Annotated in this window: 13 protein-coding genes; 6 read left to right on the top strand and 7 right to left on the bottom strand. The window is 72.7% G+C overall.

The window, feature by feature from the left end; all coding sequences use genetic code 11:
* Positions 1-27: 27 nt before the first annotated feature.
* Positions 28-1509, top strand: coding sequence for an NCS1 family nucleobase:cation symporter-1 (locus ADL05_RS09905; protein ID WP_053616592.1), 1482 nt, complete (start codon positions 28-30; stop codon positions 1507-1509).
* Between the two features lie 94 nt (positions 1510-1603).
* Here the strand turns inward: ADL05_RS09905 and ADL05_RS09910 are convergent, their stop codons facing one another.
* From ADL05_RS09910 to ADL05_RS09925, 4 genes are all read right to left on the bottom strand, one after another.
* Complete coding sequence (locus ADL05_RS09910; RefSeq protein ID WP_053616836.1) at positions 1604-3457, bottom strand: phosphoenolpyruvate carboxykinase (GTP); 1854 nt, start codon at positions 3455-3457, stop codon at positions 1604-1606.
* A gap of 352 nt (positions 3458-3809) precedes the next feature.
* On the bottom strand, positions 3810-5003 hold the full coding sequence (locus tag ADL05_RS09915; protein ID WP_082376241.1) for a DUF1996 domain-containing protein: 1194 nt from the start codon (positions 5001-5003) through the stop codon (positions 3810-3812).
* Positions 5004-5438: 435 nt separating this feature from the next.
* Positions 5439-6149 carry a DUF4142 domain-containing protein gene (locus ADL05_RS09920; RefSeq protein ID WP_053616594.1) on the bottom strand — a complete coding sequence of 237 codons (711 nt, stop codon included), beginning with the start codon at positions 6147-6149 and terminating at the stop codon, positions 5439-5441.
* Positions 6150-6154: 5 nt separating this feature from the next.
* Positions 6155-6868, bottom strand: coding sequence for a hypothetical protein (locus ADL05_RS09925; RefSeq protein ID WP_053616595.1), 714 nt, complete (start codon positions 6866-6868; stop codon positions 6155-6157).
* Between the two features lie 429 nt (positions 6869-7297).
* Between ADL05_RS09925 and ADL05_RS30460 the strand changes: the two genes are divergently transcribed.
* Positions 7298-8008 (top strand): hypothetical protein, encoded by a 711-nt coding sequence (locus tag ADL05_RS30460; protein ID WP_156365793.1) that lies wholly within the window; start codon positions 7298-7300, stop codon positions 8006-8008.
* Positions 8005-9459 carry an NADH-quinone oxidoreductase subunit NuoF family protein gene (locus ADL05_RS09935; protein WP_053616597.1) on the top strand — a complete coding sequence of 485 codons (1455 nt, stop codon included), beginning with the start codon at positions 8005-8007 and terminating at the stop codon, positions 9457-9459. Before ADL05_RS30460 ends, ADL05_RS09935 begins: the two co-directional genes overlap by 4 nt.
* 209 nt (positions 9460-9668) lie before the next feature.
* Here the strand turns inward: ADL05_RS09935 and ADL05_RS09940 are convergent, their stop codons facing one another.
* Positions 9669-10577: a universal stress protein gene (locus ADL05_RS09940; RefSeq protein ID WP_053616598.1), complete on the bottom strand. Its 909-nt coding sequence runs from the start codon at positions 10575-10577 to the stop codon at positions 9669-9671.
* 214 nt (positions 10578-10791) lie between these two features.
* Here ADL05_RS09940 and ADL05_RS09945 point away from each other — a divergent pair, with 214 nt between their 5' ends.
* The 3 genes from ADL05_RS09945 to ADL05_RS09955 all read left to right on the top strand — a co-directional run bounded on the left by ADL05_RS09945 (position 10792) and on the right by ADL05_RS09955 (position 13338).
* Positions 10792-11511, top strand: coding sequence for a hypothetical protein (locus ADL05_RS09945; protein WP_053616599.1), 720 nt, complete (start codon positions 10792-10794; stop codon positions 11509-11511).
* A gap of 306 nt (positions 11512-11817) precedes the next feature.
* Positions 11818-12411, top strand: coding sequence for a TetR/AcrR family transcriptional regulator (locus tag ADL05_RS09950; RefSeq protein ID WP_053616600.1), 594 nt, complete (start codon positions 11818-11820; stop codon positions 12409-12411).
* A gap of 111 nt (positions 12412-12522) precedes the next feature.
* Positions 12523-13338, top strand: coding sequence for a peroxiredoxin (locus ADL05_RS09955; RefSeq protein ID WP_082376243.1), 816 nt, complete (start codon positions 12523-12525; stop codon positions 13336-13338).
* A 126-nt stretch (positions 13339-13464) separates the two neighbouring features.
* Here the strand turns inward: ADL05_RS09955 and ADL05_RS09960 are convergent, their stop codons facing one another.
* Together ADL05_RS09960 and coaA are read right to left on the bottom strand one after the other, a co-directional pair.
* Positions 13465-15531 carry an AAA family ATPase gene (locus ADL05_RS09960; RefSeq protein WP_053616601.1) on the bottom strand — a complete coding sequence of 689 codons (2067 nt, stop codon included), beginning with the start codon at positions 15529-15531 and terminating at the stop codon, positions 13465-13467.
* A gap of 194 nt (positions 15532-15725) precedes the next feature.
* Complete coding sequence (gene coaA / locus ADL05_RS09965; protein WP_053616602.1) at positions 15726-16631, bottom strand: type I pantothenate kinase; 906 nt, start codon at positions 16629-16631, stop codon at positions 15726-15728.
* Positions 16632-16875 lie beyond the last annotated feature (244 nt).

Here is a 16875-nt window from a genome sequence, read left to right on the forward strand (position 1 = left end):
ATCCCTCCCCTCCACTGGAGCACCGCCATGAAACCCGACACCGCCCCGCGGGAGCCGCTGCCCGCCGAGTCCCTGGACGTCCATGACCCGGACCCGTCCCTGTACAACGACGACCTGGCCCCCCTGCCCGCGGCGAAGCGGGGGTGGGGCGCCTTCGAGATCTTCAACGTCTGGTCCAACGACATCCAGAGCCTGTTCGGCTACACGCTGGCGGCCACCCTGTTCATCTCCTACGGGCTGAACGGGTGGTCGGTGTTCGCGGCGATCGTGCTCTCCGGGGTGATCGTCATGGCCCTGGTCAACCTCGTCGGCCGGCCGAGCGTGCGGTACGGGATCCCGTTCGCGGTGATGGCCCGCGCGAGCCTGGGCGTCCACGGCTCCCAGTTCCCCACCCTCGTTCGGGGCGTGGTGGCGATCTTCTGGTTCGGGGCGCAGACCTACCTCGCCTCGACCGCGATCGCGCTGCTGATCACCGCCCTGTTCGGACCGGGACCGGAGACCGCGTTCCTGGGCATGTCCCTGGTCGGGTGGGTGTCGTACACGGTCGTCGCGGTGTTCCAGGTGGCGCTGTTCATCCGCGGCATCGCCTGGATCGGCACCTTCCTCAACTGGGCCGGACCGGCCGTGTACATCGTCATGTTCGTGCTGCTGGCGGTCATCTGGGCGCAGGCCGGCAACGGGCTGTTCACCGAGTTGGGCGAGGTGTTCGCGGGCGGCGGCGACTACGAGGGCGGCCCGGTGGCGGCGTTCTCGGCGATCGTCGGCACGATGGTGGCCTACTTCGCGGCCGTGGTCATCAACTACGGCGACTTCTCCCGGTTCGTGCGCACCGAGAAGGCGATGCGCCGGGGCAACCTGCTGGGGCTGCCGGTGAGCCTGGCGCTGTTCTCGTTCCTGGCGCTGTTCATCACCGCCGGGACCGCGGTGCTGCACGGCGAGGCGCTGACCAACCCGGCCGACATCGTGGAGCGGGTGGACAACATCTGGCTGACCGTGGTCGCCTCGCTGACCTTCTTCGTGGCCACGGTCGGCATCAACGTGGTCGCCAACTTCGTGCCGCCCGCCTACGGCCTGGCCAACCTGGCGCCGTCCAGGATCAGCGCGCGCACCGGAGGGCTCATCACCGCCGCGGTCGCCTTCGTCATCGGCGGCCTGTGGGTGGGCTTCATCGAACAGATCGGGATCGCCGCGTTCGTCGACACCCTGGGCGCGGTCCTGGCTCCGCTCTACGGCATCATCGTCGCCGACTACTACCTGATCCGCCGTCGGCGCATGGTGGTCAGCGACCTCTACTCGACCTCGCCGGACGGCGCCTACCACTACACCCGCGGCTGGAACCTGCGCGCCCTGGCGGCGTTCGTGCTGGCCTCGGTGTTCTCGGTGGCGACCGTGTGGGTGCCCGCGCTCTCCGGCCTGTCCGGCTACGCCTGGCTCCTGGGCGCGCTGGCCGGAGCCGCCGCCCACGTGGTGTTCGCCCGCCTGGGCTCCCGCACCCCGGCCACCGCCTGAGCGCCCCGGACACGCGCGGGGGCGCGGGCACCTGGTGCCCGCGCCCCCGTCGGCCGGTCCCCTGCACGGAAGGGGAGGACCGGCGTGGAAGGTCCTACTGGCCGAGACGGTCCAGCAGAGCGTGGTACTCGTCCCAGAGTTCGCTGGGCAGCTGGTCGCCGAAGGTCTTGAAGAACTCGGGGACCAGGGCGGCCTCCTGCTTCCAGATCTCGCGGTCGACCTCCAGCAGGAACTCCAGATCCCGCGTGGACAGGTCCAGTCCCTCGGTGTCGATCGCGTCGGCGGCCGGGACGTTGCCGATCGGGGTGGGGACCGCGTCGGCCCGCCCCTCCAGGCGCTCCACGATCCACTTGATGACGCGGCTGTTCTCACCGAAGCCGGGCCACACGAAGCGGCCGTCGGCGTCCTTCTTGAACCAGTTGACGTAGAAGATCTTCGGCAGCTTGGCCTGGTCGGCCTGCTGGCCGATCCGCACCCAGTGCGCGAAGTAGTCGCCCATGTTGTAGCCGCAGAAGGGCAGCATGGCGAACGGGTCGCGGCGCAGCTCGCCGACGGTGCCCTCGGCGGCGGCGGTCTTCTCCGAGGAGACGTTCGCGCCCAGGTACACGCCGTGCTGCCAGCTCAGGGACTCGGTGACCAGCGGGACGGCGGTGGCGCGGCGCCCGCCGAAGAGGATGGCCGAGATCGGCACGCCCGCCGGGTCCTCCCACTCGTCGGCGATGGTGGGCGCCTGGCCGGCCGGGGTGGTGAACCGCGAGTTCGGGTGGGCGGCGGGCTCCGGGGAGTCCGGCGTCCAGGAGCGGCCCTTCCAGTCGGTCAGGTGCGCGGGCGGCTCCTCGGTGAGGCCCTCCCACCACACGTCGCCGTCGTCGGTGAGGGCGACGTTGGTGAAGATGCTGTTGCCCCACAGCGTCTCGACCGCGTTGGCGTTGGTCTTCGCGCCGGTGCCGGGCGCGACGCCGAAGAAGCCGGCCTCGGGGTTGATCGCGCGCAGCTGCCCCTCGGAGTCGAAGCGCATCCAGGCGATGTCGTCGCCGACCGTCTCGACCTTCCACCCCGGGATGGTCGGCTGGAGCATGGCCAGGTTGGTCTTGCCGCAGGCGCTGGGGAAGGCCGCCGCGACGTAGTGCGAGGCGCCCTCGGGCGAGGTGACCTTGAGGATCAGCATGTGCTCGGCCAGCCAGCCCTCGTCCCGGGCCATCACCGAGGCGATGCGCAGCGCGTAGCACTTCTTGCCCAGCAGGGCGTTGCCGCCGTAGCCGGAGCCGTAGGACCAGATCTCGCGCGTCTCCGGGAAGTGGGAGATGTACTTGGTGGAGTTGCAGGGCCAGGGCACGTCCTGCTGGCCGGGCTCCAGCGGGGCGCCCACGGAGTGGACGGCGCGGACGAACTCGCCGCGCTCCTCGATCAGGCGGAGCGCGGGCGCGCCCATGCGGGCCATGATGCGCATGGACACGACGACGTAGGCGGAGTCGGTGATCTCGACACCGAGCTGGGAGATGTCGCCGCCGAGCGGACCCATGCAGAACGGGACGACGTACATGGTGCGGCCGCGCATGGCGCCCTTGAAGACCTCGCCGAAGGTGGCGCGCATCTCGTCGGGGGCGATCCAGTTGTTGGTCGGGCCCGCGTCCACCTCCCGCTCCGAGCAGATGTAGGTGCGGTCCTCGACACGGGCGACGTCGCTGGGGTCGGACGTGCAGTAGAAGCTGTTGGGCCGTTTCTCCGGGTTGAGCCGGGTGAAGGTGCCCTGCGCGACCAGCTGGTCGGTCAGGCGCGTCCACTCCTCGTCCGAGCCGTCACACCACACGACCTCGTCGGGCTGAGTGAGCTCGGCGACCTCGCGAACCCAGGAGATCAGTTCCTCATGGCTGGTCGGTGCTACTCCCACATCGATACCCACGTCAGTCACAGCCGCTCCTCTTACGAAAGTCGAGATCCCTCGCATCATGAACGACGATGACCAGCGGTGACCAATTGGTATAGGCCAATGGTCTATATCAGTACTGTGCAGGCATCGGATTCCCCAGCACAGCAGGGGAATCCGCCGATCCGGCCACGTGTGTGAGCCACCGCCCGACGCACGGGCCGAGTCACTGCTCATCGCGGGTTTGCCCTGCACCACGGGCAGGTGCCCCACCAGCACCAACGGCCGGTGCTGTTCGTCACACGACAGGCACCGGCCGCCGGGGTGAATCACTAGACCATTCCGTGGACGTCCCGCCCCTGTCGTCCAGATCCGCCCGGGTCGTCCCAGGCGCGCGTGGACGGCGCGCGCCTGGGACCCGGGCGGGGACGGGTCAGCAGTCCCGGCCGGTGTTCACGCAGTCGACCAGTTCCGCCATGAGTTCACGCGGCATGACGTTGATGTGGTCGGAGTGGTCGGTGATCGGCGCGTGCTCCTCCTCGGGGAAGCCGTCCACCGCGAAGGAGGGCCCGTCCGGGACCTCGTAGACCAGCGTCTGGCGCAGGAGCGGCACCGCGGTGAACCCGTCCTGGCAGCCGCCGTCCTCCTCGGGGAAGACGATGTGCGTCCGGTTGTCGGGGCTCTCGAAGTTCTCACCGTCCCAACAGCTCGGGAAGTCGAAGATCCGCACGACGTCGCTGCCCTCCGGGCACAGCGGATACCGGTCGGGGAAGGCCCGGTCCTCGAAGCCCGTGCACGTCCACTGGGCCCTGGCGTTGGCGCCCTCCGCCGTGTTGGCGCGGGCGTTGCCGGTGATGATCTGGAGGAACTCCGGCATCTCGGTGACCGGTCCCCGCGGGTTGCCGAGGAACTCGATGGTCGCGGAGGAGGCGGTGAGGATCTCTCCGATGTTGCCGTCCAGCCCTCCGCCGGACTCGTCCGCGTCAGCGCCCTCGCGCGTGATGTCCCGCAGCACCGGCCAGTAGTGCATCGACAGGTCTCCGTCGGGGCAGGTGGTCTCGCCCTGGGCGAGGAGCTCGTTGTTGGCCAGGACGTCGTCGGTGAAGTTCTGGACGTTCTGGTTGCCGACGTAGTCGTGCGTGTGCTGGGCGCCGTGCGGCACGCCGGGGGCGACGATGACGTTCTCGGAGTTGAACACGCCGTTCTCGTTGACCCCGCAGTCGACGGTGAAGCTGCCCGTGGACGCCTCGGGGCCGGGCTCGGGCCCGTCCTCCCGCGGCGGGGCCTGCTCGATGTCGGCGAAGTCCTCCTCGAAGGGGCCGACGGCTTCGGCGCCGTCCCCGTGGCCGCCGTGGGCGCCGCCGCCGTGGTCGCCCCCGCCCTGGTCGCCCCCGCCGGCGCCGCCGTCTCCGGCGTCACCGCCTTCGGGGTCGTCCTGGTTCCCGTAGTGATCGTGCCTGCCGCCGAATCCGTGGCCGGCTCCCACGAGTTGCTCGTCGGAGGAGGGGCCGACGTCGGTGAGGACCACCGTCAGCGCTCCCGCGACGAGGAGCAGGGCCGCGGCGGCTCCGACGAGCACGCGTGTGCGGCGGTTCTCGGTTCCTGGTGGTCGTGGTCGTGCGTTCATCTTTCGTCTCTCCTCGGGTGTTCGGGCACACGGCACCGGCGGCGCCGCGCGTCAGCGGGTCGGAACTCGGGGGTCCGGGGTGACGTGGGCGGGGGACGGGTCGGCGGCACTCGGAAGCGGGACGGCCCGTCGGTTCCGGCCTTGCGGGCATGCCGGGGGCCGGAGGTTCGCCGGAGGCGGGCGGGGAACCGGAGGGGCCCGGCGCGTCGAGGGCCGGGGGCGCCGGGCGCCCCTCCGGTACCCCTGTGGGGGTGGGGAGATGGTCTGGTGCCGGTCGGGCCCGCCCCGGCTCGGCCCCGGGGTCGGTCGGCCGCGTCGGTTGGGCGGGCCGGGATCCGGATCCCCCCGCGCCCGGTTCCCCGGACGCTGTTGCCTGGCCCCGGCTCCACAGGTCCGGTTCGGCGGTTGTGGTTCGGCGGCTCCGGTTCCGTGGCGTCAGTTCAGGGGGCGCCGCTCCGGCGGACGGGGCTCGGGCAGCTCCTCGTACTCGACCAGGCCGGTGCTCTCCAGCAGCGTGATGTGCCTGAGCACCATGAGCATGCCGTGCTGGCAGAAGGACCTGACCAGCTCGTTGCGGGTGCCGGCGCGGACCTCGGCCAGGACCGCGAGGACCTCGCCGTGCGCGAAGCGCAGCCTGTTGGCGAAGACCCGGTCGAACCCCGCCCCGGACAGCCCGGACAGTTCGTCCATCCAGCGCTGCTGGTCCGGGTTGGGCGTGCTCGGCAGCCGCACGTCGAGCTGGGCGGCGACGCCGCGCAGCTGCTCGTCCATGAGGATGTGGTCCTCGGCCAGGATCGCGCCGACCTCGCGGACCCTGTCGAGTTGGGCCCGGTCCTGGGCCTGCTGGCCGACCGGGATCTCCCACAGCCCGGCCTGGCGCACCTTGACCAGCGCGTCGACGTCGGCCGGTCCGAGCGGGCCGAACTCGGTGCTCACCCAGTCGTTCCAGAACACGCCCGACACGCTCGTGGTGCCGTTGGGCGCGATCATGAACACGGTCAGCGCGGCCACCACCAGGAAGCCCGCGACCCCGACCAGCTCGATCGAGCGGGGTGAGCGCCGGCGCAGCCGCCGGACGGCGGTGCCGGACTCGGCGCCGGTGCGGTCGGTCCCCTCGTCCGGACGGGACGTGCTCCGGAGAGCCATCGCGATCAGATCCCGGACGGAGCGGGGGCGTCCGGGGTCGTCACGCGTGCGGACGGCATCGACCGGTAGTCGCCATAGCCGCCGCCCCCGCCGTAGCCGCCGCCGGAACCACCGCCGTCGGCGGAGCCGTCGGAGCCGCTGTCACCGGCGTCCTCGGGCTCGCCTGCCTCGTCCTGGGCGGCGGTGATCATCTGTCCGGCGGGGCTGACGACGTACCAGGCCCCTCCCACGCCCTGGCCGTTGACGTCGCCGGGGGCGGCGTCTCCGGTGTAGGTGTACAGGGGCCACTCGGCGTAGGTCAGCTGCGGCGCGCCGTCGTCGCGCTCGATCGTGCCGACGAGGTCGGCCGTGGCCGCGCCCCCCGCGCTGACGGCGGCGTCCTCGGCATCGGCGCGCAGGGGCGGCCAGTTCTCGGCGCACTCGTCGAAGCACGAGGAGGTGCCGGGGCCGTCGTCGGTGAAGAGGTAGAGGACGTTGCCGTCGCGGTCGGTCAGCACGTCGCCGAACTGCTCGTTCGCCACCGTGTCCAGGGTGGCGGCGCCGCCGCCCTCCTCGGCCGTGTCCTCCTCGGGGTCGGCGGATTCGCCGTAGTCGGCCGGAGGTTCCTCGGGGTCGGCGACGCCGGCGGGGTCGGGGGTCGAGTCGTCGGTGGAACAGCCAGTGACCAGCAGGAACGTGGTCAGGCCGAGCGCAGCGGCGCTCTTCGCCTCAGTGTGCACAGACCTCTCCCATCAGGATGTTACCGCTCGTATTTATCCGAACGTGATCGCCCGGAGATTGGCCAGTATGGACCTTTCGGTGGATTCACGGATGCCAGAATCTGGAACTCGGAACCGGACGGCACCGCTGAACTGGGGATTCGATCCGGAAAAAAATCCTGCCGAGGCCTTGACAACACCGCACATCCGAGAGAACCGTCCAGAACGCCTGACGGGAACGCCCGACCGGTGCTATCTTCGGCCGCTACGATCCCCAGTCGTAAACCTCCTACCAATTTCGCAGCGCCGCGCGGAACCCTCCCGTCCGGCGTTTGACGAGGGGTGGACAGTATGTTCGGAAAACGCCGGGGACCCGGCCGGAACTCCCTCACCCGCAACGCTCGCGGCCGCCCGGTCGGCGACCGGTCACCGCGCCGCACACACTCATGGATGTGGATATCACTCCTGGTCGGAGCGGTGGTGGCGAACACCGTCCTGGCACTGATCGTGCCGGGAAGCCTCTCGGTGATGCGCGCCGCCCAGGACGCGCTGTGGACGTATTCCGGTGTGCTCTCCCTGGTCGGCCTCACCGTGACAACGGTTCTTGGCATTATCGCCACTGACCGCGTCCTCACCACTCCGCGCCAGCGGATAATCCACCAATCGTCACACCGATCGGCCGCACTGATTTCCGTGGGATTCCTCTTTTCCCACGTCGTACTCCAGATCTCGTTCACCCGTTTGAACGTCGGCAACGCATTGCTTCCGTTCGGTGTCGACGCGGCCGTGGCGTGCGGGATCATCGCCAGCGACCTGCTTCTGGTCATCGTCGTCACCGGCGTGCTGCGGGGCCGGTTCGCCGGTGCCGCCCACGCGTGGACGTGGCGCGCCACGCACCTGGCCGCCTACCTGTGCTGGCCGTTGGCCCTCGTGCACGGCCTGACCGCCGGACGCGCGGCGCCCGCCTGGGCCGTCGTCGCCTACATGCTGTGCCTGGTGGCGGTCTGCGCCGCACTGGTGCTGCGCCTGGTGGTGACCTCGCGACCCGAGTTCGACGACCAGGAGGCCCCGCGCGCCGACTCCGAACTGCTCACCCCGCACGGCTCCGCCGACGACGAACTGGAGTTCTGGTCGTCCATGCGCCCCGGAGGACGCCCATGACCACCGTCACCATCGGTCCGCCCCGCCTGACCACGGGGCTGGACGCCCACGAACGGATCGACCACGAGACCCACGTGCGCCTGCACGGCGCCCTGCCGCGCCTGGCCGCCGACGACCTCATCACGCTCGCCGGGCTGGGCGGTCTGCGCGGCCGGGGCGGCGCCGGGTTCCCCTTCGCCCGCAAGCTGCGCGCCGTGCAGCGCTCGGCCCACCACCGCCAGACCTCCGCCCGGGTCGTGGTCAACGCGGCCGAGGGCGAGCCCGCCAGCGCGAAGGACGCGATGCTCGTCGAACGCGTGCCGCACCTGGTGCTCGACGGCGCCGAACTGGCGGCCCGGGCCCTCGGGGCGCGCGAGGTGGTGGTGGGCGTCGCCGACCGGGCCGCCGGCGGCGCCGACGACCCGCTCCAGGAGTCGCTGCGCGCCGCGGTGGCCGAGCGCCGCTCCACGATCGGCCTGCGCGTGGTGCGGATGCCCCACCGGTTCGTGTCCGGGCAGGCCGGCGCGCTCGTCCAGGGCATCAACGGCAGGGCCCCGGTGCCGCCCGGCAACCCGCGCCGCACCAGCGAGAGCGGGGTCGCGGGCCTGCCGACCCTGCTGTCCAACGCCGAGACCTACGCGCACGTGGCGCTGCTGGCCCTGGGCGGGGCCGACCAGTACGCGGAGGTGGGCACGCCCGACCAGCCCGGCACGGTGCTGCTCACGGTCGGCGGGTCCACGATCGTGGAGGCGCCCGCCGGTACGCCCCTGACGCGGGTCCTGCACGCGTGCGGGGTGCCCCCGGGCCAGGCGGTGCTCGTCGGCGGCTACCACGGCGCCTGGCTGGCCCCCGACGTCGTGGCCCGCGCGCACCTGTCGCGCCGGGAGATGGCCGACGTCGGCGGCACCCTGGGCGCGGGCGTCGTCCTGCCGCTGCCCCGGACGACCTGCCCGCTGGGCGAGGTCGCGCGGGTCCTGCGCTACCTGGCGGACGAGAGCGCGGGCCAGTGCGGCCCGTGTCTGCGCGGACTGCCCGCCCTCGCCGAGTCGTTCACCGCGCTGATCAGCGGCGAGGGCGCTCCCGAGGCCGTCCTCACCGCCGCCGGGGTCGGCGAGGGCAAGGGCGCGTGCGCGCACCCGGACGGCAGCGCGGTGTTCGCGCGCAGTGCGCTGGCGGTGTTCGCCGAGGACATGTCCACGCACGCCCTCACCGGGGGGTGCGGGCGCCCGGTCGTGGGGGAGCTGCCGCTGACCGGCGAGCCGGACCACCGGCACGCCCGGCTGCTGCTGGACTGGTCGCGCTGCGACGGGCACGGGCTGTGCGGGGAGCTGCTGCCTGAGCTGGTCCGGCTGGACCGCAACGGCTACCCGGAGGAGCCGGACCTCCCGCTGCCCGACACCCTGGTCGGCGACGCCGAGCTGGCCGTGCGCATGTGCCCCGCCCTGGCCCTGCGCGTCCGCCCCCCGTCCTGAGGCGGGCACCATGGACCGCACCAGGCGACGGCGTTCCCTGATCCGGTCGACTCACGAGGGCGATCGGCCCGCCCGACACGGGGTCGGCACCCGGCGGCGCCGCTCCCGCGTCAGCGCACGATGGCGACCGGGCCCCGACACCCGGTACGCGCCCAACAGCACCCGACCCGCCCGACACGGGGTCGGCACCCGGCGGCGCCGCTCCCGCGTCAGCGCACGATGGCGACCGGGCCCCTGGCGCCGTGCAGGACGGAGTGGCTGACCGAGCCCAGCAGCAGCCCGCGGAAGCCGCCGCGCCCCCGGGATCCCACGACGATCAGGTCGGCGGGCGTGGCCTCCTCCAACAGGGCGACCACCGGGTGCGCGCGCACCACCCGCGTGCGCACGGTCACCCCGGGGTGGCGCAGCCGCGGCTCGGCGATCTCCTCCTCCAGCGACTGGCGCGCGGCCTCGGCGGCCGTGGCGTCGTCGAAGAGTTCGGGCGGGATGGGCCCGGTCGCCGCGGCGAAGGCCACCAGCGGCTGCCAGGCGCTCACCGCCACCAGCTCGGTCCGCGCGACCTCCGCGTGCCGGAACGCCACGTCGACCGCCCGGCGGCTGGGCTCGGATCCGTCGGTGCCCACGATCACCCGACCGCGCACCCCGTGCGCCGAGGCGTGCTCGCGGGGCAGCACGATGACGGGCACCGGGGCGCGGGCGGCCAGTTCGATGCCCACCGAACCGACGAACGCGGCGACGATCCCGCTCAGCCCGCGCGAGCCGACGACCACCGCGGCGCAGCCCTCGGCGGAGGCCTCGGCCAGCAGGGCCTCGACCGGCCGTGCGTAGGACAGGCGGGTCTGGACCTCCAGTTCCGGGAACAGGCGGGACACCCAGTCCCCGGCGTAGTCGAGCAGGAGGGAGGCACCGCTGGTGTCGGTGTCGTCGGGGGCCACCGGTTCGGCGCCGCCGAGCCCGGCGAAAGCGCCCACATCCGCCAGCGGCCCCGCCGCCGTCACGATGCGTACTCCGAGACCGCGTTGCGCGGCCTGGTTGGCCGCCCACTCCAACGCGTGGCGACTGGACTCGGTGCCGTCCACCCCCACGACCACCCAGCGTGTCGTGGTCGCGCCGTCCATCGCGTGCGCCTTTCTTGTCGGTCGTCGCCCCCGGTCGTCCCGGGACCTCCTGATCGGTGTCTCCTGATCATGACCCGAGAACACGCACCCGCGCATAACGGTGCCGATGCGAGTCGGGTGAAGTAGTGTCCCAGCACGGTCGCCCGGCGCGACGGGCCGACCGGTCCTGTCCGGCCAGTCGTCGTCACCATCATGCGGGAACGGGGAGCGTGCCATGCCCTACGCCAAGTCGGACCATGTGCACTGGGACCAGAGGGACGGTCGGGTCGCGGCCGTGGCCGCCTCGATCGTCTTCAGCTTCTGGGTCGTGGAGGTCATCCTGCCCGGAGGCGGTGCGGCGCGGGGCGTGCTGGCGGAATCGGACTCGGCCCTCGGCCGGTTCCTCGACGACGCCCACCGGGTGGCGTCGATCCTGGCCGTGCTCGCCGCCGCGCTGGGCCTGTCCCTGGGCGCGCGCTGGTCGCGCCGCTGGCTGGCGGTGTCGTGGGCCTCGATGGCGGTGTTCGGCGCGGCCTCGTTCACCGCGTCCCTGCTGCCCGGCCCGTGCGTGGTGTCCACCGACGTGGCGTGCGCCGCGGAGTCCCTGGTCGAGGGGCTCGCGGGCGCCACCGTGGCCCAGGCGGTGGTCGCCGTCGTCGCGATGCTCGCGAGCCTGCTGGGCGTGGTGTCCCTGGCGGTGAGCCTGCGGCTGCACCAGAAGCGGTCGTGGCTGCCGGTGGCCGCCGTGGCCGCGGTCCAGACCGTGGTGGTGGTGGCCGTGCTGGTCCTGGCGGGCCGCGTGCTGGTGGCCGACGGCTCCGGCGCCCCGGGAGTCACGCTCGGGCTCCTGGAGCGCGTCCACCTGGTGACGGTCGCGCTGTGGCTGCTCTCCGCGGGCGTCCTGCCCGGTCCCTGGAAGCGCACTCCGCGCAGCAGCCTGTCGGCGTCGCCCTGATCGTGTTCCGCGGACACTCACCTGGCTGCTCGACGTCACGGCGGCACTCCCGCCGCACACCCGGGAGCGCACGGGCGGGGTCGGCGTCCGGAGCGAGGGCCCGCCCGCGGGACGCGCCCTGACCGACGCCGACGCGGCGGGCCGTGTCCTGTGAGCGCTGCCCGTCGCAGGCGGCGTTCCCGCCGGCCGCCGCACGGCCGGAGGCGGATCCGCGCGATGGACCTCCGCTCCGGCACGGATGATCGCTTGACTGTTCGGTCAAGAGCGCCTAGATTCTTGACCGAACAGTCAACACGAGGAGGCGCCGTGGCCGGGGACACGAGGGAACGGCTGGTGCGCGTGGCACGCGACCTCATCCACGACTCCTCGTTCGCCCAGGTGAGCGTGGAGGACATCTGCAAGGAGGCCGGCGTCCACCGGGGCAGCCTCTACCACTTCTTCCCCTCCAAGGAACGGCTCGGCCTGGCCGTGCTCGACGCCAACTGGGCGATGATGTCGGCCCTGCTCGACGAGGCGTTCGGCGCCGAGGCGCCCCCCTTGGAACGGATCGACCGGTTCGTCCGGGGCTTCGGCGGCATGATCGTGCTGATGCGGGAGCGGATGGGCAGCACGCCCGACTGCCCCATCGGAGGGCTGTCCGCCGAACTCTCCGGGCACAGCGCGGAGATGCGCGCCCACGCGACGCGGATCCTGGACGCCTGGGCCGCGCACTTCTCCGGCGCCGTCCGCGAGGCCCAGGCGCGCGGCGAGGTCGACACCCGCCTGGACCCGGAGGAGACCGCTCTGCGCATCCTGGCCTACCTCCAGGGAACGGCGCTGCTCGCCAGGACCTACGACCGCCCTGAACTCGTCGAGCACGCCCGGGGCGGAGTCCGCGCCCTGCTCGGCACCTCCCTCTGAGTCCGTCCGGTTCCGCACGCGGCACCGGGCCGCGTTCGCCCGCCCTTCCACTTGACTGATCAGTCAACACCGTCCCGTCCGGAGCGGTGAGGACCCGACCGAGGAGTCACCATGTCCCACACGCCCGTACCGACCGACGCAGGAAGCGGCTACCGCTTCGACCGGTTCCGCACCGGACTGCTCCTGAGGGACATGTCCTTCGGCTCCGACGCTCCCGGCGCCGGTGACCGCGTCCCCGGCTTCGACCTGCCGACCCTCGACGGTCCGCGGTTCAGCAGCACGGACCTGGGGCCGCTCCCCGTCCTGCTGGTCTTCGGATCGCGCACCTGCCCCGTCACCGAGAGCGCCGGGCCGGTCCTGCGCGGGCTGCACGACGAGTTCGGGGAGAAGGTTCGCTTCGTCCTCGTCCAAACCAGGGAGGCGCACCCGGGCCAGCTCATCCCCCAGCCCCAGACCTTCGAGCGCAAGTGGGAGCACGCCCGGGAGCTGCGCCGCCACCACGCCGTCCGCTTCGAGGTCGCGGTCGACGGCATCGACGGCGAGGCGCACCGCGCGTTCAGCCCCAAGCCGAACTCGGCCTACCTCATCGACCCGGACGGCACGATCCTCTACCGCGCGCACTGGGCCAACGACGAAGGCGCCCTGCGCGGCGCCCTCTCGGCGGCCGTGCTGCGGCGGGCCCCCGCACGCGGCCACAGCAGGGGCATGGCGGGCCCGCTCCTGCGCGCCGTCGGGCACCTTCCCGGTATCGTGCGCACGGCCGGCTCCAGGGTCGAGCGCGACGTCTGGCTCGCCGCACCGCCCCTGGCCCTGCTCGGACGCCTGTCGCTGCTCTTCGGCCGGCTGCCCGCCGACCGCAGGGGCGCCGCCGCCACCGCGCTGGTGGTGGTCCTCCTGACCGCCGCCCTGGCCCTGCTCCTCCTCTAGGGCCCCGATCAGTCGGTCCCGGTGCCGACGCGCGGGCAGTGGAACGCGACGCCGCCGAGGACGTCGGCGGTCGGTCCGGGGCCGTACTCGTAGGGGGCGGGCCCCCGCCCATGGCCGCCGTCCGGTTCAGGCGAGGGCGTCGGGCAGCGGGCGGGCGTGCACGACGTGCAGGGTGCTCACCGCGCGGGTGAGCACCACGTAGAGGCGGTTGGTCCCGCGCTCCTCGGCGTCGACGATCGCCGCGGGCTCGGCGACCACCACCGCGTCGAACTCCAGACCCTTGGCCAGGCTCGCCGGGACCGCGACCAGGCGGGCGGAGTCCAGCCCGGTGTCGCCCTCCCCCAACAGAGGCGTCGGCAGCCCTTCCCGCACCAGCGCCTCCCGCAGCGCCGGAAGCTCGCCGTCCGCGGCGATCAGCCCGACCGATCCCTCCCCCTCCAGCGCGGCGCGGCACGCCTGGACGACCCCCGCCGCCAGCCCGTCCGCCGCGCGGGTGACCCGCAGGGCACCCGGCGCGCGGCGCACCGCCACCGGGGCGCCCAGCCCGGGGGCGATCTCGGGCAGCAGCCGCGCGGCGAAGTCGATGATCTGCGCCGGGACCCGGTAGCCCCGGTCCAGGACGCGCAGGTGGCCGGTCGGCTTGCCCAGGTGTTCCAGCAGCGTCGACCAGTTCGCGGCGGCGGCCGGGCTCGTGCCCTGGGCGATGTCGCCGAGCACGGTCAGCGACCCCGACGCGCAGCGCCGTCCCACGGCACGCGCCTGCATCGGGCTCAGGTCCTGGGCCTCGTCCACCACCACGTGCCCGAGGCTCACGGGGCGCTCGATCATCGCGGCGGCCTCGTCGATCAGCGCCATGTCCTCCAGCGACCACCGGGCCGACTTCGGCCCGCGCGGACGCCCCGGCAGCAGCACGGCGGCCTGTTCCTCGGCTGTGAGCAGGCCCGCGGCCGCGCGGGCGAGGCGTTCGGGGTCGGTGAGCAGCCCCAGGACCATCTTGGCCGGATCGACCTTGGGCCACAGGGCGGTGACCGCCGAGCGCACCGCCGGGTCGCGGCGCACCTGCTGGTGGGTGCGGTCGTCGCAGACCTCCCCGGCGCCCTCCATGAGCGAGAGCACCGCGTGGGCGATCCGGTGCGAGAGCAGGTCCCGCCCGGACCCGTAGGCGACGCCGCGGGAGGCGAGTTCGTCCAGGAGCGGGCGCAGGTCCTCCGGGTACAGGCGCCAGCGGCGTGAGCCCCGGCGCACCATGACCGTCTCCTCCGGCGTGCGCAGGTGCGCCCACAGGTCGCGGCGCAGCACCTCGGCCATCCGCGCCTGCCCCTTGATCCGCGCCGCGCCGGGCTCCTCCGTCCGGCGGACGGGCAGGCCCGCGTGCAGGAGTTCCTCGACGGTGGTCTGGGCGACGTCGACCTCGCCCAGCGCCGGCAGGACGTCGCGGATGTAGGACAGGAACGACCGGTTGGGACCGATGATCGCCACGCCGGACCGGGACAGCCGCTCGCGTTCGGTGTACAGGAGGAAGGCGATGCGGTGCAGGCCCACGGCGGTCTTGCCGGTCCCGGGCGCGCCCTGGACGCACAGGGTGGTCTCCAGCGGGGCGCGGACCAGGTCGTCCTGTTCGGGCTGGATGGTGGCGACGATGTCGCGCATCGGTCCCGTGCGCGGGCGCTCGATCTCCGTGGCGAGCAGGTCGCCCCCGGCGTCCGCCACCGGCGCGTCGCCGAGCAGGTTCTCGTCCTCGAAGGCCGTCAGCAGGGCTCCGCCGCCGAAGCCGTACCTGCGGCGCACGCGCACGCCCATCCGGTCGCCGGGTGAGGCCCGGTAGTAGGCGACGCACACGGGCGCCCGCCAGTCGAGCACCATGGGCCGGCCCTCGGGGTCGTGCACGTGGCGCCGCCCGATGTGCACGCGGTCGGCGTCGCCGTCCTCGGAGACGGTGCCGGGGTCGAAGTCCAGGCGGCCGAAGAACAGGGGCGCGCCGGGCACGTCGGCCAGGGCGGCGAGCCGCCGCTCCCGGCCCTGCCGCAGCGCGGCGTTGGTGACCTTGTCGGTGACGACGTCGCCGAGCATCAGTTCGGTGCCCTCGACGCTCTCGCGCATCCGCCGCAGCGCGTCGCGGGCGGCGTCCAGGTGGTCGCGTTCGGCCTGGAGCTCGGGGCTCACGGGCACGGCGGAGGGATCGGTCGTGGTCATGGCGGACCTCGGAGGGTTCGGCGGGACAGTGACGCGGCGGCGCGCGTGCGCGGGTCCCGCCCCGGTCGCCGCGAGGGCCCGGTTCGTTCCGATCCATGAGCACCCCGAGGGGTGCGCCGCCAAAAGAGGACTCAGCCTAGCGCCGTCCCGTACCGGGGCCAAACCCGAAGGCCGTGGGCGGAGGCCCACACAAACTAGGTCTTGCGCAGCCGCACCCGGCGTACCCGGTGGTCGTCCCCCTTGTACAGGACCAGCGTGGCCCGTCCCCGCGTCGGACGGATGTTCTCCACCAGGTTGATCTCGTTGATCGTCCGCCACGTGTTGGCCGCGAACTCCAACGCCTCCTCCTCGCTGATGGAGGTGGCCATGTGGTGGAAGTAGGAGCGCGGGTCGGAGAACGCCGTCCGCCGCAGCTCGCGGAACCGGTCCAGGTACCAGCCGCGGATGTTCTCGACCTTGGCGTCGACGTAGATCGAGTAGTCGAAGAAGTCCGCCACCGCCAGGCGTCCGGCCGTGGCCGGCTGGAGCACGTTGATGCCCTCGACGATGAGGATGTCCGGGCGCAGCACGGTCTGCTTCTCCCCCGGCACCACGTCGTAGCTCAGGTGCGAGTACACGGGGATGTCGATGCGCTCCGCACCGGCCTTCATCTCCGACACGAACCGCACCAGCGCGCGCCGGTCGTAGCTCTCCGGGAAGCCCTTCCTGCGCATCAGCCCGCGCGACTGGAGGACCGTGTTCGGGTACAGGAAGTTGTCGGTGCTGACCAGCTCCACGTTCGGGTGGTTGGGCCACTGCGCCAGCAGCGACCTCAGCAGCCGGGCCGTGGTGGACTTGCCCACCGCGACGCTTCCGGCCACACCGATGATGAACGGCGACGGGCGGTCCGCCTCCCCGAGGAACGCGCGGACGGCGGCGTGCCGCTGCTGCGTGGCGCCCACGTACAGGTTGAGCAGGCGCGACAGCGGCAGGTAGATGTCGCGCACGTCGTCCAGGGACGTGGGGTCGGTGGTACCCCGCAGGACGGCGAGGTCCGCTTCGGTCAGGGACAGGGGCGTGGAGGCGCGGAGGGCCGCCCAGGCCTCCCGGTCCAACTCCACGTACGGCGATGACAGGCCGTTCTTCGTCGTGTGGGACACGAGTGACCACCCTAGACGAGGCACCCCACCGCACTTCGCACCCGGTCTCCCCCCAGCCCGCACCTGGGCGGACAACGTGGGTGAAACCACACGTTCACCTCCCCTTCCCCCAAGGTTTTTTGGCCGGGTAAGGACGCGGTGAAATCGGTACCACTCGGCACCCCCATCGGGCCCCCACCTGCGTGGTCTACCACCCATACACCAA

It is taken from the genome of Nocardiopsis sp. NRRL B-16309, from assembly GCF_001279585.1.
Classification (GTDB): domain Bacteria; phylum Actinomycetota; class Actinomycetes; order Streptosporangiales; family Streptosporangiaceae; genus Nocardiopsis.

Coding starts and splice junctions, on each gene's coding strand:
- ADL05_RS09905 (WP_053616592.1), top strand. CDS start 28: ATGAAACCCGACACCGCCCCGCGGGAGCCGCTGCCCGCCGAGTCCCTG.
- ADL05_RS09910 (WP_053616836.1), bottom strand. CDS start 3,457: ATGCGAGGGATCTCGACTTTCGTAAGAGGAGCGGCTGTGACTGACGTG.
- ADL05_RS09915 (WP_082376241.1), bottom strand. CDS start 5,003: ATGAACGCACGACCACGACCACCAGGAACCGAGAACCGCCGCACACGC.
- ADL05_RS09920 (WP_053616594.1), bottom strand. CDS start 6,149: ATGGCTCTCCGGAGCACGTCCCGTCCGGACGAGGGGACCGACCGCACC.
- ADL05_RS30460 (WP_156365793.1), top strand. CDS start 7,298: ATGTGGATATCACTCCTGGTCGGAGCGGTGGTGGCGAACACCGTCCTG.
- ADL05_RS09935 (WP_053616597.1), top strand. CDS start 8,005: ATGACCACCGTCACCATCGGTCCGCCCCGCCTGACCACGGGGCTGGAC.
- ADL05_RS09940 (WP_053616598.1), bottom strand. CDS start 10,577: ATGGACGGCGCGACCACGACACGCTGGGTGGTCGTGGGGGTGGACGGC.
- ADL05_RS09945 (WP_053616599.1), top strand. CDS start 10,792: ATGCCCTACGCCAAGTCGGACCATGTGCACTGGGACCAGAGGGACGGT.
- ADL05_RS09955 (WP_082376243.1), top strand. CDS start 12,523: ATGTCCCACACGCCCGTACCGACCGACGCAGGAAGCGGCTACCGCTTC.
- ADL05_RS09960 (WP_053616601.1), bottom strand. CDS start 15,531: ATGACCACGACCGATCCCTCCGCCGTGCCCGTGAGCCCCGAGCTCCAG.